Origin of the sequence: Endozoicomonas sp. ALC020 (assembly GCF_049275935.1) — a bacterium.
In the GTDB taxonomy this organism is placed as follows: domain Bacteria; phylum Pseudomonadota; class Gammaproteobacteria; order Pseudomonadales; family Endozoicomonadaceae; genus Endozoicomonas_A.
In genome coordinates this window covers 5,605,283-5,623,299 of sequence record NZ_CP184830.1, presented here as the reverse complement: position 1 = coordinate 5,623,299, position 18,017 = coordinate 5,605,283, and the positions used below count along the sequence as shown (strand labels likewise).

General features: G+C 42.9%; 17 protein-coding genes. 5 read left to right on the top strand and 12 right to left on the bottom strand.

What is annotated here, in order from left to right:
* Positions 1–207: 207 nt before the first annotated feature.
* The 5 genes from ACOJUO_RS20625 to ACOJUO_RS20605 all read right to left on the bottom strand — a co-directional run bounded on the left by ACOJUO_RS20625 (position 208) and on the right by ACOJUO_RS20605 (position 5,376).
* Positions 208–408, bottom strand: coding sequence for a hypothetical protein (locus ACOJUO_RS20625; RefSeq protein WP_422137995.1), 201 nt, complete (start codon positions 406–408; stop codon positions 208–210).
* A 109-nt stretch (positions 409–517) separates the two neighbouring features.
* Positions 518–2,992: an ankyrin repeat domain-containing protein gene (locus ACOJUO_RS20620; RefSeq protein ID WP_422137994.1), complete on the bottom strand. Its 2,475-nt coding sequence runs from the start codon at positions 2,990–2,992 to the stop codon at positions 518–520.
* A gap of 286 nt (positions 2,993–3,278) precedes the next feature.
* Entirely contained in the window at positions 3,279–3,458 is a 180-nt protein-coding gene (locus ACOJUO_RS20615) for a hypothetical protein (RefSeq protein WP_422137993.1), read from the bottom strand.
* Positions 3,459–3,567: 109 nt separating this feature from the next.
* Complete coding sequence (locus ACOJUO_RS20610; RefSeq protein WP_422137992.1) at positions 3,568–3,969, bottom strand: ankyrin repeat domain-containing protein; 402 nt, start codon at positions 3,967–3,969, stop codon at positions 3,568–3,570.
* A gap of 39 nt (positions 3,970–4,008) precedes the next feature.
* Entirely contained in the window at positions 4,009–5,376 is a 1,368-nt protein-coding gene (locus ACOJUO_RS20605) for an ankyrin repeat domain-containing protein (protein ID WP_422137991.1), read from the bottom strand.
* Positions 5,377–5,926: 550 nt separating this feature from the next.
* Between ACOJUO_RS20605 and ACOJUO_RS20600 the strand changes: the two genes are divergently transcribed.
* Entirely contained in the window at positions 5,927–6,634 is a 708-nt protein-coding gene (locus tag ACOJUO_RS20600; RefSeq protein WP_422137990.1) for a hypothetical protein, read from the top strand.
* Positions 6,635–6,935: 301 nt separating this feature from the next.
* Here the strand turns inward: ACOJUO_RS20600 and ACOJUO_RS20595 are convergent, their stop codons facing one another.
* The 5 genes from ACOJUO_RS20595 to ACOJUO_RS20575 form a co-directional block, all read right to left on the bottom strand.
* Complete coding sequence (locus tag ACOJUO_RS20595; RefSeq protein WP_422137989.1) at positions 6,936–7,853, bottom strand: WD40 repeat domain-containing protein; 918 nt, start codon at positions 7,851–7,853, stop codon at positions 6,936–6,938.
* Positions 7,854–8,260: 407 nt separating this feature from the next.
* Positions 8,261–9,109, bottom strand: coding sequence for an S-formylglutathione hydrolase (gene fghA / locus ACOJUO_RS20590; RefSeq protein WP_422137109.1), 849 nt, complete (start codon positions 9,107–9,109; stop codon positions 8,261–8,263).
* A 78-nt stretch (positions 9,110–9,187) separates the two neighbouring features.
* Positions 9,188–10,297: an S-(hydroxymethyl)glutathione dehydrogenase/class III alcohol dehydrogenase gene (locus ACOJUO_RS20585; protein ID WP_422137988.1), complete on the bottom strand. Its 1,110-nt coding sequence runs from the start codon at positions 10,295–10,297 to the stop codon at positions 9,188–9,190.
* Between the two features lie 347 nt (positions 10,298–10,644).
* Positions 10,645–11,685: a hypothetical protein gene (locus ACOJUO_RS20580; RefSeq protein WP_422137987.1), complete on the bottom strand. Its 1,041-nt coding sequence runs from the start codon at positions 11,683–11,685 to the stop codon at positions 10,645–10,647.
* Between the two features lie 96 nt (positions 11,686–11,781).
* Positions 11,782–12,669, bottom strand: a complete 888-nt coding sequence (locus ACOJUO_RS20575; protein WP_422137986.1) for a hypothetical protein — start codon at positions 12,667–12,669, stop codon at positions 11,782–11,784.
* A gap of 283 nt (positions 12,670–12,952) precedes the next feature.
* Here ACOJUO_RS20575 and ACOJUO_RS20570 point away from each other — a divergent pair, with 283 nt between their 5' ends.
* Entirely contained in the window at positions 12,953–13,687 is a 735-nt protein-coding gene (locus tag ACOJUO_RS20570; RefSeq protein WP_422137985.1) for a Fic family protein, read from the top strand.
* Between the two features lie 97 nt (positions 13,688–13,784).
* Here the strand turns inward: ACOJUO_RS20570 and fabB are convergent, their stop codons facing one another.
* Together fabB and fabA are read right to left on the bottom strand one after the other, a co-directional pair.
* A complete protein-coding gene (gene fabB / locus ACOJUO_RS20565) occupies positions 13,785–15,002 on the bottom strand; it encodes a beta-ketoacyl-ACP synthase I (RefSeq protein ID WP_422133793.1) in 1,218 nt (405 codons plus the stop codon).
* A 28-nt stretch (positions 15,003–15,030) separates the two neighbouring features.
* Positions 15,031–15,543: a 3-hydroxyacyl-[acyl-carrier-protein] dehydratase FabA gene (gene fabA, locus ACOJUO_RS20560; protein WP_317146541.1), complete on the bottom strand. Its 513-nt coding sequence runs from the start codon at positions 15,541–15,543 to the stop codon at positions 15,031–15,033.
* Between the two features lie 433 nt (positions 15,544–15,976).
* Between fabA and ACOJUO_RS20555 the strand changes: the two genes are divergently transcribed.
* From ACOJUO_RS20555 to sixA, 3 genes are all read left to right on the top strand, one after another.
* On the top strand, positions 15,977–17,008 hold the full coding sequence (locus tag ACOJUO_RS20555; RefSeq protein ID WP_422133792.1) for an NAD(P)H-dependent glycerol-3-phosphate dehydrogenase: 1,032 nt from the start codon (positions 15,977–15,979) through the stop codon (positions 17,006–17,008).
* A 78-nt stretch (positions 17,009–17,086) separates the two neighbouring features.
* Positions 17,087–17,392, top strand: coding sequence for a DUF4389 domain-containing protein (locus ACOJUO_RS20550; RefSeq protein WP_422133791.1), 306 nt, complete (start codon positions 17,087–17,089; stop codon positions 17,390–17,392).
* Between the two features lie 134 nt (positions 17,393–17,526).
* Positions 17,527–17,970, top strand: coding sequence for a phosphohistidine phosphatase SixA (gene sixA / locus ACOJUO_RS20545; RefSeq protein ID WP_422133790.1), 444 nt, complete (start codon positions 17,527–17,529; stop codon positions 17,968–17,970).
* The last annotated feature ends 47 nt before the right edge of the window (positions 17,971–18,017 follow it).

The window sequence follows — 18,017 nt, the reverse complement described above, 5'->3', positions numbered from 1 at the left end:
ACTTCTACTAAAAGTTCAATTAAGAGAATTTTGACTCGTGCCCACGGACCAGAGAGGCTGTCGCAAAACACTGGTTCCCATGCTTTTAGACCCTGTGGGTCCCAGCGTGGGAACCCATACCCAGCTCGCGCTGCAGAGTCCGTTTCTCATGGCAGGTATGCATTCCCACGTAGGGCGAGTGTGTTGCAAAACTTCAACAGCTCGTTCTCACGCTCTGAAGTCGTCATTCCCGCGAAGGCGGGAATCCAGTGCCAACGGTGGATCTCTGCCTTCTCCGCGATGACAAGGCCAGGGGTACACCGGGCAGTATGGTTCTGGTGGTGAGTCAGTGTGGATTCCCGCCTTCGCGGGAATGACGAGAATGAAGCCGGGAATGACGAGAATGAAGCCGGGAATGACGGGAGTCAACTCGTTCCCAGGCTGGAGAGAGTTTTGCGACACCCTCTCCAGCGTGGGAACGAGCCATGTCACCTATAGTGACTGATTTTCAGGATGATGCGTACTTGAGTTAGTTAAATCAGCTCATTTTTTGTATTTTCGGACGTGTGGCTCCGTCAGTGGAGGTGTTAGTGAATGGACTATTTGATGACTGCTTTGTATTCCCACTATTTGTTGGGAAAGCACCGGTTGTTGAAACAACATCGGACAGAAATTCGACAATTGTATGAGCACCTTTTTTTCTTGCATAATCTAATGGACTATCACCTTCAGTTGTTAGCTGGTCAAGACTGAAATCAGATCGTTTTAATAGTAATTGAATGAAACTTAGTGCGTTAGACTCAATAGCTGCCATCAGTACAGTTTTTTTGTAGTCTTTTTTCTGAAGAAGTGTTTTTCTATTGCTGATCGCCTCTTCAACTTTTTTAAGTGCTTTATCATTATTGTGAGAAGTTTTATTGTACTCGTCAATTAATGCCACAATGTCATCTCCGTGAAATTCAACTCCCACTCTTAAATCTTTCAGATTATCTGCCAATGTCTCAATATCATAAAACTGCTTTTCGTTTAGCCTCCTCTTTATAAAGCTACGTACTGTTATATCGCGTATAATGCGCTGATCAATATTGGCGCCCAGATTGATTAGTTTGTTAATAATCTCAAGGCTTGTTGAATCAATTTCTTTCTGAAGGGCAATATGGCATAATGCGGTATTGCCCTCAAAGTCTTTAGCATCAACGCAGAGTTTATGAGAATCTAATAGGGACTGAATTATCTCAATAAAATCACTATTCGCATTCTTATCTTTCCTTTTCTTGTAACAGTGAATAGCTACTTGGAGTGGTGTTATTCTTTCGAGGCCGGGAGCATTGATATCTTCTTTTTCTATTAATATCTTGATAACCTCTACGGCAGTATTCTGGATAGCATAAATAAGCGGTGTTTCATTGTTGACTTTTAAATTACTAATACTTAGCCGATTTATCATTATTTTTATCAGCTCTGATGAGTCGGCTTTTATAATCGACCTTAATAATCTTTCTTTGTAGTTATCTTTCAGATCACTAGCCTTGAGTGCCAGCATCTCTTTTCTTATTTTTTCAGAAGCTTCGAATCGATCTATACTGGAAAGTTTTTTTAGGTTGGCAATCGATGGTATCAATGGAAACCGGCCATTTCTGAAGTCTTCCAGATTATCTACCAATGTTTCTATGTCACAAAATTGCTTCTCGTTTAGCCTCCTCTTTATAAAGCTACGTACTGTTATATCGCGTATAATGCACTGATCAATATTGGCACCCAGATTGATTAGTTTGTTAATAATCTCAAGGCTTGTTGAATCAATTTCTTTCTGAAGGGCAATATGGCATAATGCGGTCTTGCCCTCAAAGTCTTTAGCATCAACGCAGAGTTTATGACAATCTAATAGGGACTGAATTATCTCAGTAAAATCACTATTGGCATTCTTATCTTTGCTTTTCTTGTAACAGTGAATAGCTACTTGGAGTGGTGTTATTCTTTCGAGGCCGGGAGCATTGATATCTTCTTTTTCTATTAATATCTTGATAACCTCCACGGCAGTATTCTGGATAGCATAAATAAGCGGTGTTTCATTGTTGACTTTTAAATTATTAATACTCAAGCGATTTATCATTATTTCCATCAAATCTGATGAGTCGGCTTGGATAATCGACATAAATAATCTTTCTTTGTCGTTATCTTTCAGATCACTAGCCTTGATTGCCAGTATCTCTTTTCTTATTTTTTCATAAGCTTCGAATCGATGCATACTGGAAAGTTTTTTTAGGTTGGCAATCGATTCTATCAAAGAGTCAATAGTTAATTCATGGCTAATACCCTTCTGACTTCTGGAATTCTCTGTTTTTTCGACATCCCATAAAATTTTTATGTGATCGATAATACGGAGTCCATTGCTTAAAATGCAGGAATATAAATCACTATTCTTACCAGAACATCTATCGGGATGAAAATATTTTGTCAAGGTTTTGATGATGTACTTTACATTTGAATTGTCTGTGTTTTGATCAATCTTCAATATGTTGGCTAACAGAAACTTGAATATTGTTTTTTCGTTATCGGTTATTTTATCTCCGTTCTCAACTTTATTTAGAATTGAATCCATCAAGTTTCCGACACCTTTAAGTTCCCTTAAAGATTCTTTTAAATCGATCCTCTTCGATCTATGTTCCTTGTTGAGCTCTTCTAGAGCGTCTTGTATTTCTATTGAATCAGCAATATTACTCTCTATCGTTCTGCAGAAATTTTCGGCATGCCTGTTTAATCCATCAAAAAAATCAGAGGTTTGAGCAAGGGTAGGTAATATATGAATGAATTCGATAGTTCTTTCATTGATAGGTGTGTCATTCGGAAGTTTATTGGAAAATTTAAGGCTCTGCTGACTATAAACTTCCATAAGTCTAATTTTTAAAAAGCGTCCCACAGATCTGCTGTTGCCTGAATGAATCAGGCAGCCACCTGTGTTATGTTCGTCAAACAGAACCTTTGAAATCAAACCAAGCGCTTCCATGTTCATAGTTATGTACTTCCTTTCATTAATTTTTTGTAAATGGTTTTTAGACTTTATTATTGATTAGGTCATCCGTTAGACTTTTACTTCTACTAAAAGTTCAATTAAGAGAATTTTGACTCGTGCCCACGGACCAGAGAGGCTGTCGCAAAACACTGGTTCCCATGCTTTTAGACCCTGTGGGTCCCAGCGTGGGAACCCATACCCAGCTCGCGCTGCAGAGTCCGTTTCTCATGGCAGGTATGCATTCCCACGTAGGGCGAGTGTGTTGCAAAACTTCAACAGCTCGTTCTCACGCTCTGAAGTCGTCATTCCCGCGAAGGCGGGAATCCAGTGCCAACGGTGGATCTCTGCCTTCTCCGGGATGACAAGGCCAGGGGTACACCGGGCAGTATGGTTCTGGTGGTGAGTCAGTGTGGATTCCCGCCTTCGCGGGAATGACGAGAATGAAGCCGGGAATGACGGGAGTCAACTCGTTCCCAGGCTGGAGAGAGTTTTGCGACACCCTCTCCAGCGTGGGAACGAGCCATGTCACCTATAGTGACTGATTTTCAGGATGATGCGTACTTGAGTTAGTTAAATCAGCTCATTTTTTGTATTTTCGGAGGTGTGGCTCCGTCAGTGGAGGTGTTAGTGAATGGACTATTTGATGACTGCTTTGTATTCCCACTATTTGTTGGGAAAGCACCGGTTGTTGAAACAACATCGGACAGAAATTCGACAATTGTATGAGCACCTTTTTTTCTTGCATAATCTAATGGACTATCACCTTCAGTTGTTAGCTGGTCAAGACTGAAATCAGATCGTTTTAATAGTAATTGAATGAAACTTAGTGCGTTAGACTCAATAGCTGCCATCAGTACAGTTTTTTTGTAGTCTTTTTTCTGAAGAAGTGTTTTTCTATTGCTGATCGCCTCTTCAACTTTTTTACGTGCTTTATCATTATTGTGAGAAGTTTTATTGTACTCGTCAATTAATGCCACAATGTCATCTCCGTGAAATTCAACTCCCACTCTTAAATCTTACAGATTATCTGCCAATGTCTCAATATCATAAAATTTATTCTTATTTATCTTCCCTTTTAAAAAGCTACGTACTGTTATATCGGGCATAATGGGCTGATCAATATTGGCACCCAGACTGATTAGTTTTTTTATAATCAGAAGACTATTTGGATCAATTTTTTCCTGAAAAGCAATATGGCATAATGCGGTTTTACCATCAGAGTCCTTAGCATCAACAGAGAGTTTATGATAATCTGATATGAACAGAATTATCGCAGGTAAACAACTAGTGAAAATCTGATCTTTCTTTTTCTTGTAACAGTCAATGGCTATTTGGAGCGGTGTTTTTCCTTCGAGGCTGAGAGCATTGATATCTTCTTTTTCTATTAATATCTTGACAATCTCCACGGCAGAATTCTGGATGGCATAAATAAGCGGTGTTTCATTGTTTATTTTTAAATTATTAATACATAGGCGATTTATCATTATTTTCAGCAGCGACGATGAATCGGTTTGGATAATCGTCATTAATAATTCTTCTTTGTGGTTATCTTTCAGATCACTAGCTTTGAGTGCCAGCATCTCTTTTTTTATTTTTTCATAAGTTTTGAGTCGATAGCAGTTGTCAATTTTGTTTAGGTTGGCAATCGATTCTATCAAAGAGTCAATAGTTAATTCATGGCTAATACCCTTCTGACTTCTGGAATTCTCTGTTTTGTCGACATCCCATAAATTATTTATCTGTTTGATAATATCGAATCCATTGCTTAAAATGCAGGAATATAAATCACTATTCTTACCAAGACATTTGTCAGGATGTAAATATCTTATCAACGTTCTAATAATGTACTCTACATCTGAATTATCTGTATTTTGGTCAATCTTTAATATGTTGGATAACAGAAACTTGTATATTTTTTTTTCATTATCAGTTATTGTAACTCTGTCATAAATTTTACTTATAATTGATTTTATGAAATTTCCGACACCTTTAAGTTCCTTTAAAGATTCTTTTAAATTGATCCTCTTCGATCTATATTGCTTGTTGAGCTCTTCTAGAGCGTCTTGTATTTCTATTGAATCAGCAATATTACTCTCTATCGTTCTGCAGAAATTTTCGGCATGCCTGTTTAATCTATCAAAAAAATCAGAGGTTTGAGCAAGGGTGGGCAATATATGAATAAATTCAACAGTTCTTTCATTGATAGGTGTGTCATTCGGAAATTTATTGGAAGATTTAAGGCTCTGCTGATTATAAACTTCCATAAGTTTAATTTTTAAATCGGGTCCCACAGATGAGCCATTGCCTGAATGCATCAGGTAGCCACCTCTGTCATGTACGTCAAACAGGACCTTTGAAATGTAACCAATCGCTTCCATGTTCATAGTTATATACTCCCTTTTATTAACTTTTTGCAAATAGCTTTTAGACTTTATTATTGATTAGGTTATTAAGTTAGACTTTTGCTTGTACTAAAAGTTCAATTAAGAGCATTTTGATTCCTTCCCACGCTCCAGAGGCTGTCGCAATGACCTGCATATGCTCTCCACATATGCTCTGGTAGGATTTAGCTCAGTAGAACTCTTAATATGAGCTAAAATATTGGATGTCCCACACATGCCACACATGTTATATGCACATACGCTAAGTACTCAGCCATACGGAATCGAATATTTCTGGCTTATTGGGCAGGTGCTCTGCAAGGCGCAACTCTGGGAACATAGCAAGCTATGTGACCAGAGTTGCAACGCATCACGACTGCATGGATGCAGGAGCTAGAGCAACGCAGGAGCAGTTGCCGCGAGTGCCTGAACAGTAAGTCAGAAAATATGATTTCGTATGGTTGAGTACTTATGCTTCGGGCGAGGCCGCGTTTGACTTAACAGAGCCGTATCGTCATATGGCAGTGTGGTAAGTAATAGCGAGGGTGAAATCATGAAATTAATTATCTCCTTTTTAACTTCTCTGCTGCTATTTTTTCCGTTTTCTTTGTTTGCTGATTCTTTTGCATTGCACAATCCAGATGAATACACCATAGAAGTATTTGATGGGGATTCAGTCGTATACGACAGGCATGACAGAAGCGTCTATTTTGGGGTAAACCCTAAAACCAATTACTACACAGTAAAAGTAGATAAGTTCCCAACTCCTATAAATGTAAAATTAAACAGTTCTTTAAATCAAAAGTACTATGAAGGAGGTTGTAATTATACCTTTACACTTAGCAAAGAACTTGGTTGGGAATTTACAGGCTCTGCTTTCCCTTGCACAGAAGGTCAGCATCATTTTTACCCTGTATTTACCGTCCGAAACGATTCGAATGTCCCAGGTGATCCAACTAAAAAAGGAATCAATGTCTACCCAGCGATTGCTGCAACTAAAGACGATTTTGCCACTGATCACCTACGGGGGGTTCTCGAACCAGGAGACTCCAGACTGATTACTGAAGACAATATTATATTAGTGAACTTAGGTATAAAAATTGGTTCAAATATACAAATAGGATTTTTTGATCCTGAAATTCCTGGCTATATAGCTTGTGGGGATGATGTAATGACTTACAAGGGTCGATATACATTCACACTGACGAAAGTTAAAAAGTGTGTTATTACAAAAAGTATTGACCAGGCAAAAGCTGACTGATTATTGGAATGCGTTTGACTCCTTGCCGTGCTCCAGAGGCTATCGCAAAACTCTGGTTCCCATGCTTTTAGGCCCTGTGGGTCCCAGCGTGGGAACCCATACTTATCTCGAGCTGCAGAGTCCGCTTTTCGGGGGAGGTATGCATTCCCACGCAGAGCGTGGGAACCAGTTGTTGGGCTTTTGCGACAACCTCGCCAGCATGGGAAGGAGCCATAGCTAAATAACCAGAAGCACCCTGTTTTATTGCATCGAACTCAGTTTTGAGCAGTCAGGAACTTCTGCCTCCAAGCCAACAATCATTTCAAGTCAGAGCAGTAAGTTGCCTCGTTCCATCCTCACTGGTGGTCTCCAGGATGCGGCCATCGTAGTAGAAGATTAATGATTCGATCGGCCCATCGTGGTCAATGGTGATTTGTTTTGACCATGATCCGTTGGCCACCTCGCAATAGACTTTGGCCGTGTGATCGTCACTGGCGGTCACCACATGTTTGTCATCAGCGCTGAAGGTGGCTATTCCGATTTTGGCACTGTGGTAAATAGTGGCTTTTACTGCCCATGATCCGTCGACAGTCAACCCAAAAATATTTGCTGTGTGATCGTCACTGGTGGTCAGCAGATGCCTGTCATCAGAGCTAAAGGTGACTGATCTGATGTTGTCATCATGGTAAATGCAGGCTTTTTCTATCCATGATCCATCTGCCTGCAGGTCAAAAATTTTTGCCGTGTAATCGTCACTGATGGTCACCAGATGCTTGTTATCATTGCTAAAGGTGGCTGATCTGATCTTGTCACCATGGCAAATACCGGTTTTTTCTGTCCATGATCCGTCTGCCTGCAGGTCAAAAATTTTTGCCGTGTAATCGTTACTGATGGTTACCAGATGGAGACCATTGAGGCTTAAGGTGGCTGAGCTGACAGGACCTGTAGTGGGAACGGTGGACTCTGCTAGTGATCCATCGGCCTGCCGATTATAGATCTTCGCGCAGCCATCGGCACTGACGGCCACCGAACGGTGGAGACCAATGCTTCCTTCGCCTTGAGTATGGTAGCTTTGCTGTTGCAAACTCTCATAACGCTCCATACAAAATTGTCTCAGTTCAACTGCAGTAACAACCTTTCCGAAACCAACACCTGTTGATGCGCTCTGCGGCTGAGCAGGTTTTGTTGAGTGTAAGTCCGGAAGTCCGTTAGCACCGGGAGCGCTATTTAAGTTATTCATATCATGTTCCTTTTTATTAAGTTGGATTTATCCTTCATTGCATAGATATTGTATTGAAGGTCATCCAATATTGATTTTCTCCATTTATTGGGAGTTCCTTTCAGGATAAAAGTTCATAACATTGTCGTAAGTGCAGTTAACAAGAAAACAGGACTCTGATTCGAAAAATGATCAATAAGTACTCAGCCATACGGAATCGAATATTTCTGGCTTATTGGGCAGGTGCTCTGCAAGGCGCAACGACGGGAACATAGCAAGCTATGTGACCAGAGTTGCAACGCAGCACGACTGCATGGATGCTGGAGCTAGAGCAACGCAGGAGCAGTTGCCGCGAGTGCCTGAACAATAAGTCAGAAAATATGATTTCGTATGGTTGAGTACTTAAGACTGAGTTTTTAAATGTCTTTTTAAAGTGAAGAGTTTAAGGCCCTGGCATGAAAAGCGATATGATCGCTGATAAAACTGGCTATATAGAAATAGCTATGGTCATAGCCTTCATCCATCGATAGCTGGATGGGGTAATTCACCTTATCACACGCCGACTTGAAATGATTTGTCAGTAATTGCTGCTGCAAGAAATTGTCCGACAGACCCTGATTAATCATAATAGGCAAAACACGATCGTATGCCTGATTCGCAATTAATACAGTGGCGTCGTAGGCAAGCCATGCGTCCTGGTTGTGCCCTAAATAATAAGTAAATGCCTTTTGTCCCCATGGGCACTGACTGGGGTTTACGATCGGCGCAAAAGCCGAAATTGACTCATAATGATTGGCATTGTTCAGACCAATCACCAAGGCGCCGTGGCCACCCATAGAATGCCCTGAGATTGATTTTTTACCAGTAACGGGAAAGTTAGCCTCGATCAGGGCTGGAAGTTCGTGCACCACATAATCGTACATCTGATAGTGCTCAGCCCATGGCTGCTCTGTTGCATTGACATAGAAACCGGCCCCTGAACCCAAATCCCAGGCGCCTTCGGAATCGTCTGCCACAGCCTCTCCACGAGGGCTGGTATCTGGACAAACAATAGCAACACCATGTTCTTGCGCAAACTGTTGGGCACCCGCTTTTGTCACAAAGTTCTGATCCGTACAGGTAAGACCTGACAGCCAATACAGAACCGGAACCTTTTCGGATTCGGCTTTACTGGGTAAATAAATCGAGAACTGCATAGTGCAGCGGGTAGTGTCAGCTTCATGCTCATACTGCAGTTGAACGCCACCAAAGCATTTAACACGAGATAATTCTTTCATAGCTGGTTTTGTCTGTTGATTCACTTAAAAAGTTACCTGGCGAGTGAGTAGAATTCACGAGCCTCATTCACTCATTTGTCAATATTCGATGACAGTGCGAATCGATTTACCTTCATGCATCAGCTCAAAGGCTATATTAATGTCTTCTAACGGCATTGTATGGGTGACCATTTCGTCGACTTTAATTTCACCCGCCATATATTTTTCAACATACTCTGGCAGTTGCGTCCGCCCTTTAACCCCGCCAAAGGCGCTGCCGCGCCAGACACGGCCTGTGACTAATTGAAAGGGACGGGTACTGATTTCCTGACCAGCGCCAGCGACACCAATAATCGTCGACTCACCCCAACCTTTATGACAGCACTCCAGGGCGCTTCTCATGGTTTCAGTTCGACCGATGCACTCGAATGAGTAATCTACTCCGCCCCCGGTGAGTTCCACAATCACATCCTGAATCGGTTTATCGTAATCTTTTGGATTGATGCAATCGGTGGCACCAAGGTCTTTGGCCATTTGAAATTTATCGGGATTAATATCCACCACTAAAATGCGTGCGGCTTTGGCCATCACAGCGCCCTGAACTGCCGACAGGCCAACACCGCCCAAACCAAATATAGCCACCGTAGCTCCCTCTTCCACCTTAGCTGTATTCAGAACAGCACCAATACCGGTAGACACTCCACAAGCTAACAAACAGACTTTATCCAATGGTGCGGCCTGATTGATTTTTGCCACGGCAATTTCAGGTAATACCGTATGCTCTGCAAAGGTTGATGTACCCATAAAGTGATAAATGGGCTGCCCATCTTTTGAAAAACGCGAGGTTCCATCCGGCATCAGGCCTTTGCCCTGAGTTTCACGAATGGCCTGACAGAGATTGGTTTTACCAGAGGTACAAAATTTACATTCGCCGCATTCCGGAGTGTATAGCGGGATAACGTGATCACCCACCGCGACGGATGTAACTCCTTCTCCTACGGCTTCTACAACACCTGCACCCTCATGACCCAATATACAGGGAAAGATACCCTCAGGGTCCTCGCCACTCAGGGTAAAGGCATCGGTGTGACATACGCCGGATGCTGTTAATTTTACCAGGACTTCGCCAGCCTGGGGTTCTTGAAGGTCAACTTCCTCAATAGTGAGAGGCTTGCCTGGCCCCCAGGCGACAGCTGCACGTGTTTTCATGGTTATACCTTTTTAAGTTGGACAATAAGTACTCAACCATACGAAATCATATTTTCTGACTTATTGTTCAGGTACTCTGACTGCGTTGCAACTCTGGTCACATAGCTTGCTATGTTCCCGTCGTTGCGCCTTGCAGAGCACCTGCCCAATAAGCCAGAAATATTCGATTCCGTATGGCTGAGTACTTAACTGAAACTACCTGGCTTTTCTCAAACTGCTGCCGAGCTCAGCAAAATTGTAATGAGAATGAATCCTGAAATGAAGGTTTTTCCTTTTTTTCTTGTAGAGTGATGGGTCCACTCTCACTGGTTTGCTGTATTCAGTCAGAATTACTTCGGGAACACGACTTATATTTGGAAATCGTATACTTCGAAAAACATCTCATATTTTGGATCAATGCCTAAGTATCTTCTTGAAGCTGAGAATATTCTAAAGTAAGGACGATCATCCGAATTGCCTAAGGTTGAAAACAATGTAGGCAAAATCTTCTGGTTAAAAATAGCTTTAGAGCAGGATTTGTTTTTTCTTGTTTTTATTATTTTATTAAATGATGGTTCGATTTTATTTAAATCTTCTGTCATTTTTTTTATTTCATCTTCCCTTTCTTTAGAAAAAAGTGATGGCAAATTATTCTCCTGATAAAACAAAATCATATCATTGGTTTTTTTTAAGCTTTTTTTATTTTTGACTATTGTTGAAGAGTCACCATTCAGCCATTGATCAAGACTAAACGCGTCTACCATCGACTGTAAGATATGGAATCTGTTGTTTTTCCTCAGAATAACAAATTCATGAGAATATACTTTCACATTATCGTTTATGTAACTGATTCTGTGTGAAAAAGCATAATTATTTTCTGGATTGCCATTGATGTATTCCTTGTATAATTGTTGTTCGCCAAACATGAAGGTATGAGTTACTGAATACTTTTCTTTAGAGAGATGTTTTTCAAGAACTGATACCGTTGTGTGGCATATATTTTTATCTTTTAGTTCATTAATACTCAACTCTAATGGAGATAAGGTGGCAGCTCTTGCTTCTGCCTGAGGTTTTTCAGACAAACATTGTGTGTCTGCAGTCGATGTTTCAGAAGTAGCATGAGATAACAATCTACTGTCTTCCTTTACCTCATTATGAAGTGAGACACATCTTGAAAAGACAGAGGTGGCTTCATTTAAAGCTTCCTTAACAAGCTGTGATTTTTTCTCCGGAGCAATTGATTGGGCTGCACCTTCTGAGGGAGGAATATTGACTGACAAAAGTTCACTCTTGTTATGTACACTGATGTCTCTACCCATACTGACAACAGTTGGTGTTTCTGATGGCGGTTGATTAGATGTTGATGGGGTGGAGCTGTCAATACTGGGTTTGTTATTTATTCCGTTCATGCTTTCATCTCTTTAAGTAAGTATTTGTCCTCAATTAGGGGCTAAATCCTTTCCACCTGTCACAGCTAAATCGGCATAGAGAGGCAACCAAAAGGATCAGTAATTTACTCTAAACGGTATTTGTTTTGAATAATATTCAGGCGCTAATCTAACGATCCTTATTGATTCTGAAGGGTATGTCTCCAGAGCAGCAGGTAAAGATTGGAAAAATATATCAATCGGACCATGCTTACTTATACATCTTCCACCTCCGATATAAAACAGACTATGAATCAATTTTTCATTTGAAAATAATTGCAGAATATCTCCGATGCATAGTTTTGTTTTGTCATCTGTATGAATGGAAGCAAAAGGAAGTTTTTCATACCACCCATTGAATTTTATATCCTTTTGTTTATCCATACCAAATGCCAAATAATTTACAAGCTGGTGACAGAAACCGTGAGAATCAATTTCTTTATTTTCAAGAGGAAAAACCGTTTTGCAAACATTCTCAAAGCCCTTTGTAAAGAGACAGGACAGCCTGCTTTTTATTTGATTCAAATAACATGAATCAATATTTGCTTCCTCAGTTAAAGGCAAAGAAACCAAACATTCTTCCTTTAAAATAGGGGTATTAGCTGGCACTTTATAATGTTTGACTCCATTCAAAGTAAAAGGTAAAAGTTTAAGCTTCCAATACACAAGAGTTTCTTCAGCGTAGAGTTCTGGATTGTCAATTTGTTCAAAAAAGATTGTTCCATCGCATTTTTGGTTAGCATATAATATTTCCGTGTGGTGCTCTTCATCAAGGAACAAAAGTTTATTGGTGGAGCCAATCTTTCTTTCTGATAATGATTTCCCTTCAACCTGCGATGGCTGGCTTTGATCAGCTTTTAAGTGATGAGTTGCTAATTCTTTTGGTGCTGACTCTCTAGTGTCTGAAATGCCTATTTGCGCTAAAGCAGGGGCAAGTTGTAAGTTTGTTTCTGTCACTGGGTTCATTGTCATACAGTCCGTGATATTTTTGTAAGTTCCCGATCAGCTGGCTTCGCCTTCCTGGAAGGCGGCTTTTTCATCCTACTGCATTTCAGGCTTGGTTGTATTGACAGATAAAACGAACAGTAATTCATTATTTTGTTAATTAATACTAACCATAAAGTAAGCCAGAATAACAAAGAGTGGCATAGAAAGGATGACAGTTGCGCCGTTACTGATGACCCAGAGCATAAGCAACCTGTTTGCCATATAATGGGCACAAGTACGATCGCAATGGATTACTCACGGTATGTTTGAAACCATAGATGCTCTCAAAGCCCAATTGGATGCCCTCAGGCCCCTGCCAAAAAACAGTGTCCAGTCGCTCCATGAAGCAATGATGCTTGAGTGGACTTATCATTCCAATGCGATAGAGGGTAATACCTTGACTCTCAAGGAAACCAAGGTGGTTCTTGAGGGTATTACTGTTGGCGGCAAGTCAATCAGGGAGCATTTTGAAGCCATTAATCACCGGGAGGCCATTGAGTGGGTAGAGTCTGTAATCGCAAGAGATGAGCCATTCAGTGAACGACTGATTAAGTCTATTCATCAGTTGCTATTAAAAAATATTGATAACACTAATGCGGGTTGCTATCGACAGGAAAATGTAATGATTGCAGGTGCTCAACACATACCTCCTGAACACCTGCACTTGCAGTCGTTAATGACGGAACTGGTGGATGGCTATGAAAATCACTATGAAAATCAGGATTACCATCCTGTTGAGAGGGCAGCGAGGCTGCATGTTGATTTTGTAGGAATTCATCCTTTTGTCGATGGCAATGGCCGTACAGCCCGCTTGCTGATGAACTTTGACTTAATGAGCAGTGGTTACTTACCCGTCATTATCAGAGCGGAAAATCGTCTTGCTTATTATGAAGCTTTGGATAAAGCTCATACCAGCCTGTGCTATCAAGACTTCATAGCAATGGTCGTTGAAGCAGAGGAGGACGCTTTTAAACGTTATCTGAGCATTGTTAGTTGAATTTGCCACAGCCAAAGCTCCCGGACATAAATGATGGAGCATAACCATAAAACCAGGCTCCATCATTCTTCTGAAACACCCGGAAATCTGAATCCCTTCAGTCTTCGTAGTTCTGGAATACCAGACAAGCGTTGGTGCCACCAAAACCGAAGCTGTTAGACATGATGCGGTTCAGTTTCTGCTCGCGAGCTTTACCGACCAGAATGGGCAGATCTCTGGCTTCCTCGTCCAGGGTCTCTATGTTGGCTGAAGCCGCGATGAAGTTGTGTTTCATCATCAGCAGACAGTAGATCGCTTCCTGGACACCAGCCGCTCCCAGAGAGTGACCGGAGAGGGACTTGGTGGAGCTGATGGCAGGCATTGTGTCACCAAAGACTTCTTTCAGTGCTTTCAGTTCTGCTACATCACCAACGGGAGTAGATGTACCGTGGGTATTGATGTAATCGACAGGACCGGCAACCGTTTCCAGAGCCAGACGCATGCAACGGGAAGCCCCTTCACCGGAAGGAGCAACCATGTCATAACCGTCAGAAGTAGCACCGTAACCCACGACTTCTGCATAAATTTTGGCACCACGGGCTTTGGCGTGCTCCAGTTCTTCCAGAACCACCATGCCACCACCGCCGGCAATGACAAATCCGTCCCGGTCAGCATCGTAAGCTCGGGAAGCTTTGTCCGGGCTGTCGTTGTACTTGCAACTCAGTGCGCCCATAGCGTCGAACAGGCCGGTCTGTGACCAGTGCTCTTCTTCACCACCGCCAGCAAAGACAACATTCTGTTTGCCCAGCTGGATCTGTTCAACCGCACTACCGATGCAGTGAGCACTGGTAGCACAGGCAGAAGTAATGGAGTAATTGACGCCTTTGATCTTGAATGGGGTCGCCAGACAGGCAGATACTGTGCTGCCCATCGTTCGGGTGACACGGTAAGGGCCTACACGCTTGACACCTTTTTCACGCATGATGTCAGCGGCCTCGACAATGTTTTCGGATGAGGCGCCACCGGATGCAGCAATCAGGCCAGTTCTTGGGTTGGAAACCTGTTCTTCTGACAGGCCAGAATCTTCAATTGCCTGCTTCATGGCGATGTAGGCGTAAGAAGCCGCCATACCCATAAAACGCTGGGTTTTACGATCAATATGCTCGCTAAGGTCAATGTCGACAGTGCCGGAAACCTGGCTGCGAAAGCCTTTTTCAGCGTAGCTTTCGTTAAAGCTGATACCGGATTTTCCCTGTTTGAGACTGTCGGCCACGTCACTCTGGGTGTTTCCCAGGCAGGAGGTAATGCCGATCCCTGTAACTACAACACGTTTCATTAATCTAAACCTGAATTATCCGAATGAATCAGAATGCGTCGGTGCTCTGGAAAAGGCCTACCCGGAGCCCATCGGCAGTATAAATCTCACGTCCATCGACACTGACAGTTCCATCAGCAATACCCAGCGCCAGTTTGCGACTGATAATACGCTTGATATTGATCTGGTAGGTCACTTTCTTATTAGTTGGCAGAATCTGGCCGGTGAATTTGACTTCACCGCTGCCCAGCGCCCTGCCACGACCGGGATTACCCATCCAGCCCAGATAGAAACCGACCAGCTGCCACATAGCGTCCAGACCCAGGCAACCAGGCATAACCGGGTCGCCCGGAAAGTGACAGTCGAAGAACCAAAGGTCTGGAGTGATATCCAGCTCGGCAACGATTTCGCCCTTACCGTATTTACCGCCTTCCTCAGAGATCCGAACGATACGGTCCAGCATCAGCATGTTGGGTGCTGGCAGTTGGGCATTGCCTGGCCCGAAAAGCTCACCCTGTGAACAGCGGAGCAGGTCGTCTTTATCGAAGGATTGTTGCTTCATTCGTTCATTATTCCTGGAAAATGACATGGTCGCCCGATAAGGCAGGGGTGACACGGGTACATCGACTCCCTTTCTGGCTGATCACTGATCACGGGAATTCATTACTATCGTTCCGGCGTGCACTATACCACCGGTCTCAGACTGTCATCATCGAATTCTGTTGAAATTAACAAAAAAACAACAGATGTGGCAGCTCTCGTGACATTTAATCAAGATCTGACCTTAATGGTCAGGGTTTTTTGTGCCTTGAAAAACGCAATACCGACTTATGCACTAACTTATGTACTTAGCCCATGCAATAAACGTTTCAGGTATTGTATTATTTGTTCGAATCATTTTTCCCCGGCTTGAGGCTGAAAAGATGATTCTTGACTCATGGCCTGCCCAATAGGCTGATTTGCACCAGATCAAGAGAAATGAAGCCGAAATTATAATGATGACGCCGAATAACGATAGCAAGCAGTATACCATAGCCATCCTGGGTGGAGGCAGCTTTGGTACGGCACTGTCTGATATATCAGCTCACAACGGTCATCAGGTTAAACTCTGGATGCGCAGTGATGAGCAGGTAAAGGGGATTAACCGGGATCATATTAATCATCGCTATCTACCGGATTTTACCATTCATCCTTCGGTTCAGGCTTGTACTGATATCAAGGCCGCAGTCTCATCTGCAGATCTTGTCCTGATTGCCATTCCCAGCAAATCCTTCCGTTCAGTGGTTCAGATGGCGGGCGATGCACTGGAAGGCAAAATGGTAATAAGTACCACCAAGGGGATCGAACCGGTCACCTTTGACCTGATGAGTGAAATTCTGAATGAGGAACTTGACTCAGCCAGAGTGGGTGTTCTCAGTGGCCCCAACCTGGCCAGGGAAATTATCGCCAAAGCAGTGACGGCGACCGTGATTGCCAGTGAAGATAACGAGTTGTGTGAGATAGTACAAAAGGTGCTGCATTCGGATTACTTCAGAGTCTATTCCAATCGGGATGTCTATGGCGTTGAACTGGCCGGTGCCCTGAAAAATATTTATGCCATTGTCTCGGGTATCGGGGCGGCCATGGGTATGGGTGAAAATACCAAGAGTATGCTTATAACCCGCAGTTTGGCAGAAATGAGTCGTTTTGCTGTCAAGCTTGGTGCGGACCCTATGACTTTTCTCGGACTGTCCGGGGTAGGGGATCTGGTCGCCACCTGTACTTCCAGTCTCAGCCGTAATTTCAGGGTTGGTTATGCTCTGGGTCAGGGGAAAACCCTGGAAGAAGCTGAAGCTGAACTGGGTCAGGTCGCAGAGGGGGTTAATACCTTACAGCAGGTCAGGCAAAAAGCGGTTGAGCTGGAAGTCTATATGCCGATTGTTGAAGCATTGCATATGGTCATCTTCAAAGAGTTTGATGTCAATCAGCTGGTGCGCGGTATGATGCTTCGAGAACAGAAAACTGATGTCGAATTTATGGTCAGATGAAGGGCTGGAGGGCTTTCCTTCCTTAATATTGTCAATTAATGACGCATATCCATTAACAAAAACGGCGAGGGTTTTTTTATGGATGAGAAAGTGTTAGATAATCTGAAATCAGAGTCCCGATGGCTCAGGCTGTTGTTCATGGTGTTGTTTTACATGCTGGCCCATATTGTCGGGTTGCTGATTCTATTGATTGCCATTATTCAGGTGATTCACGGGTTTATTAAATCTGAACCGAATTCACGGTTGCTGGATTTCTCAGCCGGGCTGAATCAATATTTTTATCAGATTATCCAGTTTGTTACTTATAACGCCGACACCAAGCCTTACCCATTCAGTGACTGGCCCGGAGAGAAAGAGCCTGTCAGTGATGAGAAAGATGCCTGAATTCGTGTTGAGATGTTGTCGAATGAGCCAGAAATCCGGACTTTCACAGGGTGACAGGATGTAGCTGTTTTTGTATCCAAAATTGTATATATTCAGTCGTATATCAGCTCATTTAAACAAACAGGTATCTAATCATGAAACTGATCATAATGCGTCATGGACAAGCCAGTTGGTCAGCGCCAAATGATCAGGAAAGACCTTTAACGGGCATGGGTCAGCAAGAAGTGCTCAGCACAGCTTCGAAGCTGACCCATCTTGGCATTAACAGGATACTGGCCAGTCCTTATCTCAGGGCTCAGCAGTCCGGCAGGATTCTGGCAGAAACGCTGGGCTGCTCCCTGGAAACAATGGATTGCATTACTCCAGACGACGATCCGATGGCTGTTATCTCAGAACTGCCTGCTCAGGGAAATATCGTTCTTGCCAGTCATATGCCTCTTGTCGGCGCTTTAACCGGACTGCTCTGCGAAGGATCAATTCATCAGGGACCCGGCTTTATGACTGGCAATGCAGCTGTACTGGAAATGGAGCTTCCCGGTCCGGGATTGGCAACATTGGTTGAGATGGTCGTGCCCTGAAAACATTCCATTCTTCGCCACTTTGGCTAATCTTTCTCCAGGCCGCT

Coding starts and splice junctions, on each gene's coding strand:
- ACOJUO_RS20620 (WP_422137994.1), bottom strand. CDS start 2,992: ATGAACATGGAAGCGCTTGGTTTGATTTCAAAGGTTCTGTTTGACGAA.
- ACOJUO_RS20605 (WP_422137991.1), bottom strand. CDS start 5,376: ATGAACATGGAAGCGATTGGTTACATTTCAAAGGTCCTGTTTGACGTA.
- ACOJUO_RS20600 (WP_422137990.1), top strand. CDS start 5,927: ATGAAATTAATTATCTCCTTTTTAACTTCTCTGCTGCTATTTTTTCCG.
- ACOJUO_RS20595 (WP_422137989.1), bottom strand. CDS start 7,853: ATGAATAACTTAAATAGCGCTCCCGGTGCTAACGGACTTCCGGACTTA.
- fghA (WP_422137109.1), bottom strand. CDS start 9,109: ATGAAAGAATTATCTCGTGTTAAATGCTTTGGTGGCGTTCAACTGCAG.
- ACOJUO_RS20585 (WP_422137988.1), bottom strand. CDS start 10,297: ATGAAAACACGTGCAGCTGTCGCCTGGGGGCCAGGCAAGCCTCTCACT.
- ACOJUO_RS20580 (WP_422137987.1), bottom strand. CDS start 11,685: ATGAACGGAATAAATAACAAACCCAGTATTGACAGCTCCACCCCATCA.
- ACOJUO_RS20575 (WP_422137986.1), bottom strand. CDS start 12,669: ATGAACCCAGTGACAGAAACAAACTTACAACTTGCCCCTGCTTTAGCG.
- ACOJUO_RS20570 (WP_422137985.1), top strand. CDS start 12,953: ATGTTTGAAACCATAGATGCTCTCAAAGCCCAATTGGATGCCCTCAGG.
- fabB (WP_422133793.1), bottom strand. CDS start 15,002: ATGAAACGTGTTGTAGTTACAGGGATCGGCATTACCTCCTGCCTGGGA.
- fabA (WP_317146541.1), bottom strand. CDS start 15,543: ATGAAGCAACAATCCTTCGATAAAGACGACCTGCTCCGCTGTTCACAG.
- ACOJUO_RS20555 (WP_422133792.1), top strand. CDS start 15,977: ATGATGACGCCGAATAACGATAGCAAGCAGTATACCATAGCCATCCTG.
- ACOJUO_RS20550 (WP_422133791.1), top strand. CDS start 17,087: ATGGATGAGAAAGTGTTAGATAATCTGAAATCAGAGTCCCGATGGCTC.
- sixA (WP_422133790.1), top strand. CDS start 17,527: ATGAAACTGATCATAATGCGTCATGGACAAGCCAGTTGGTCAGCGCCA.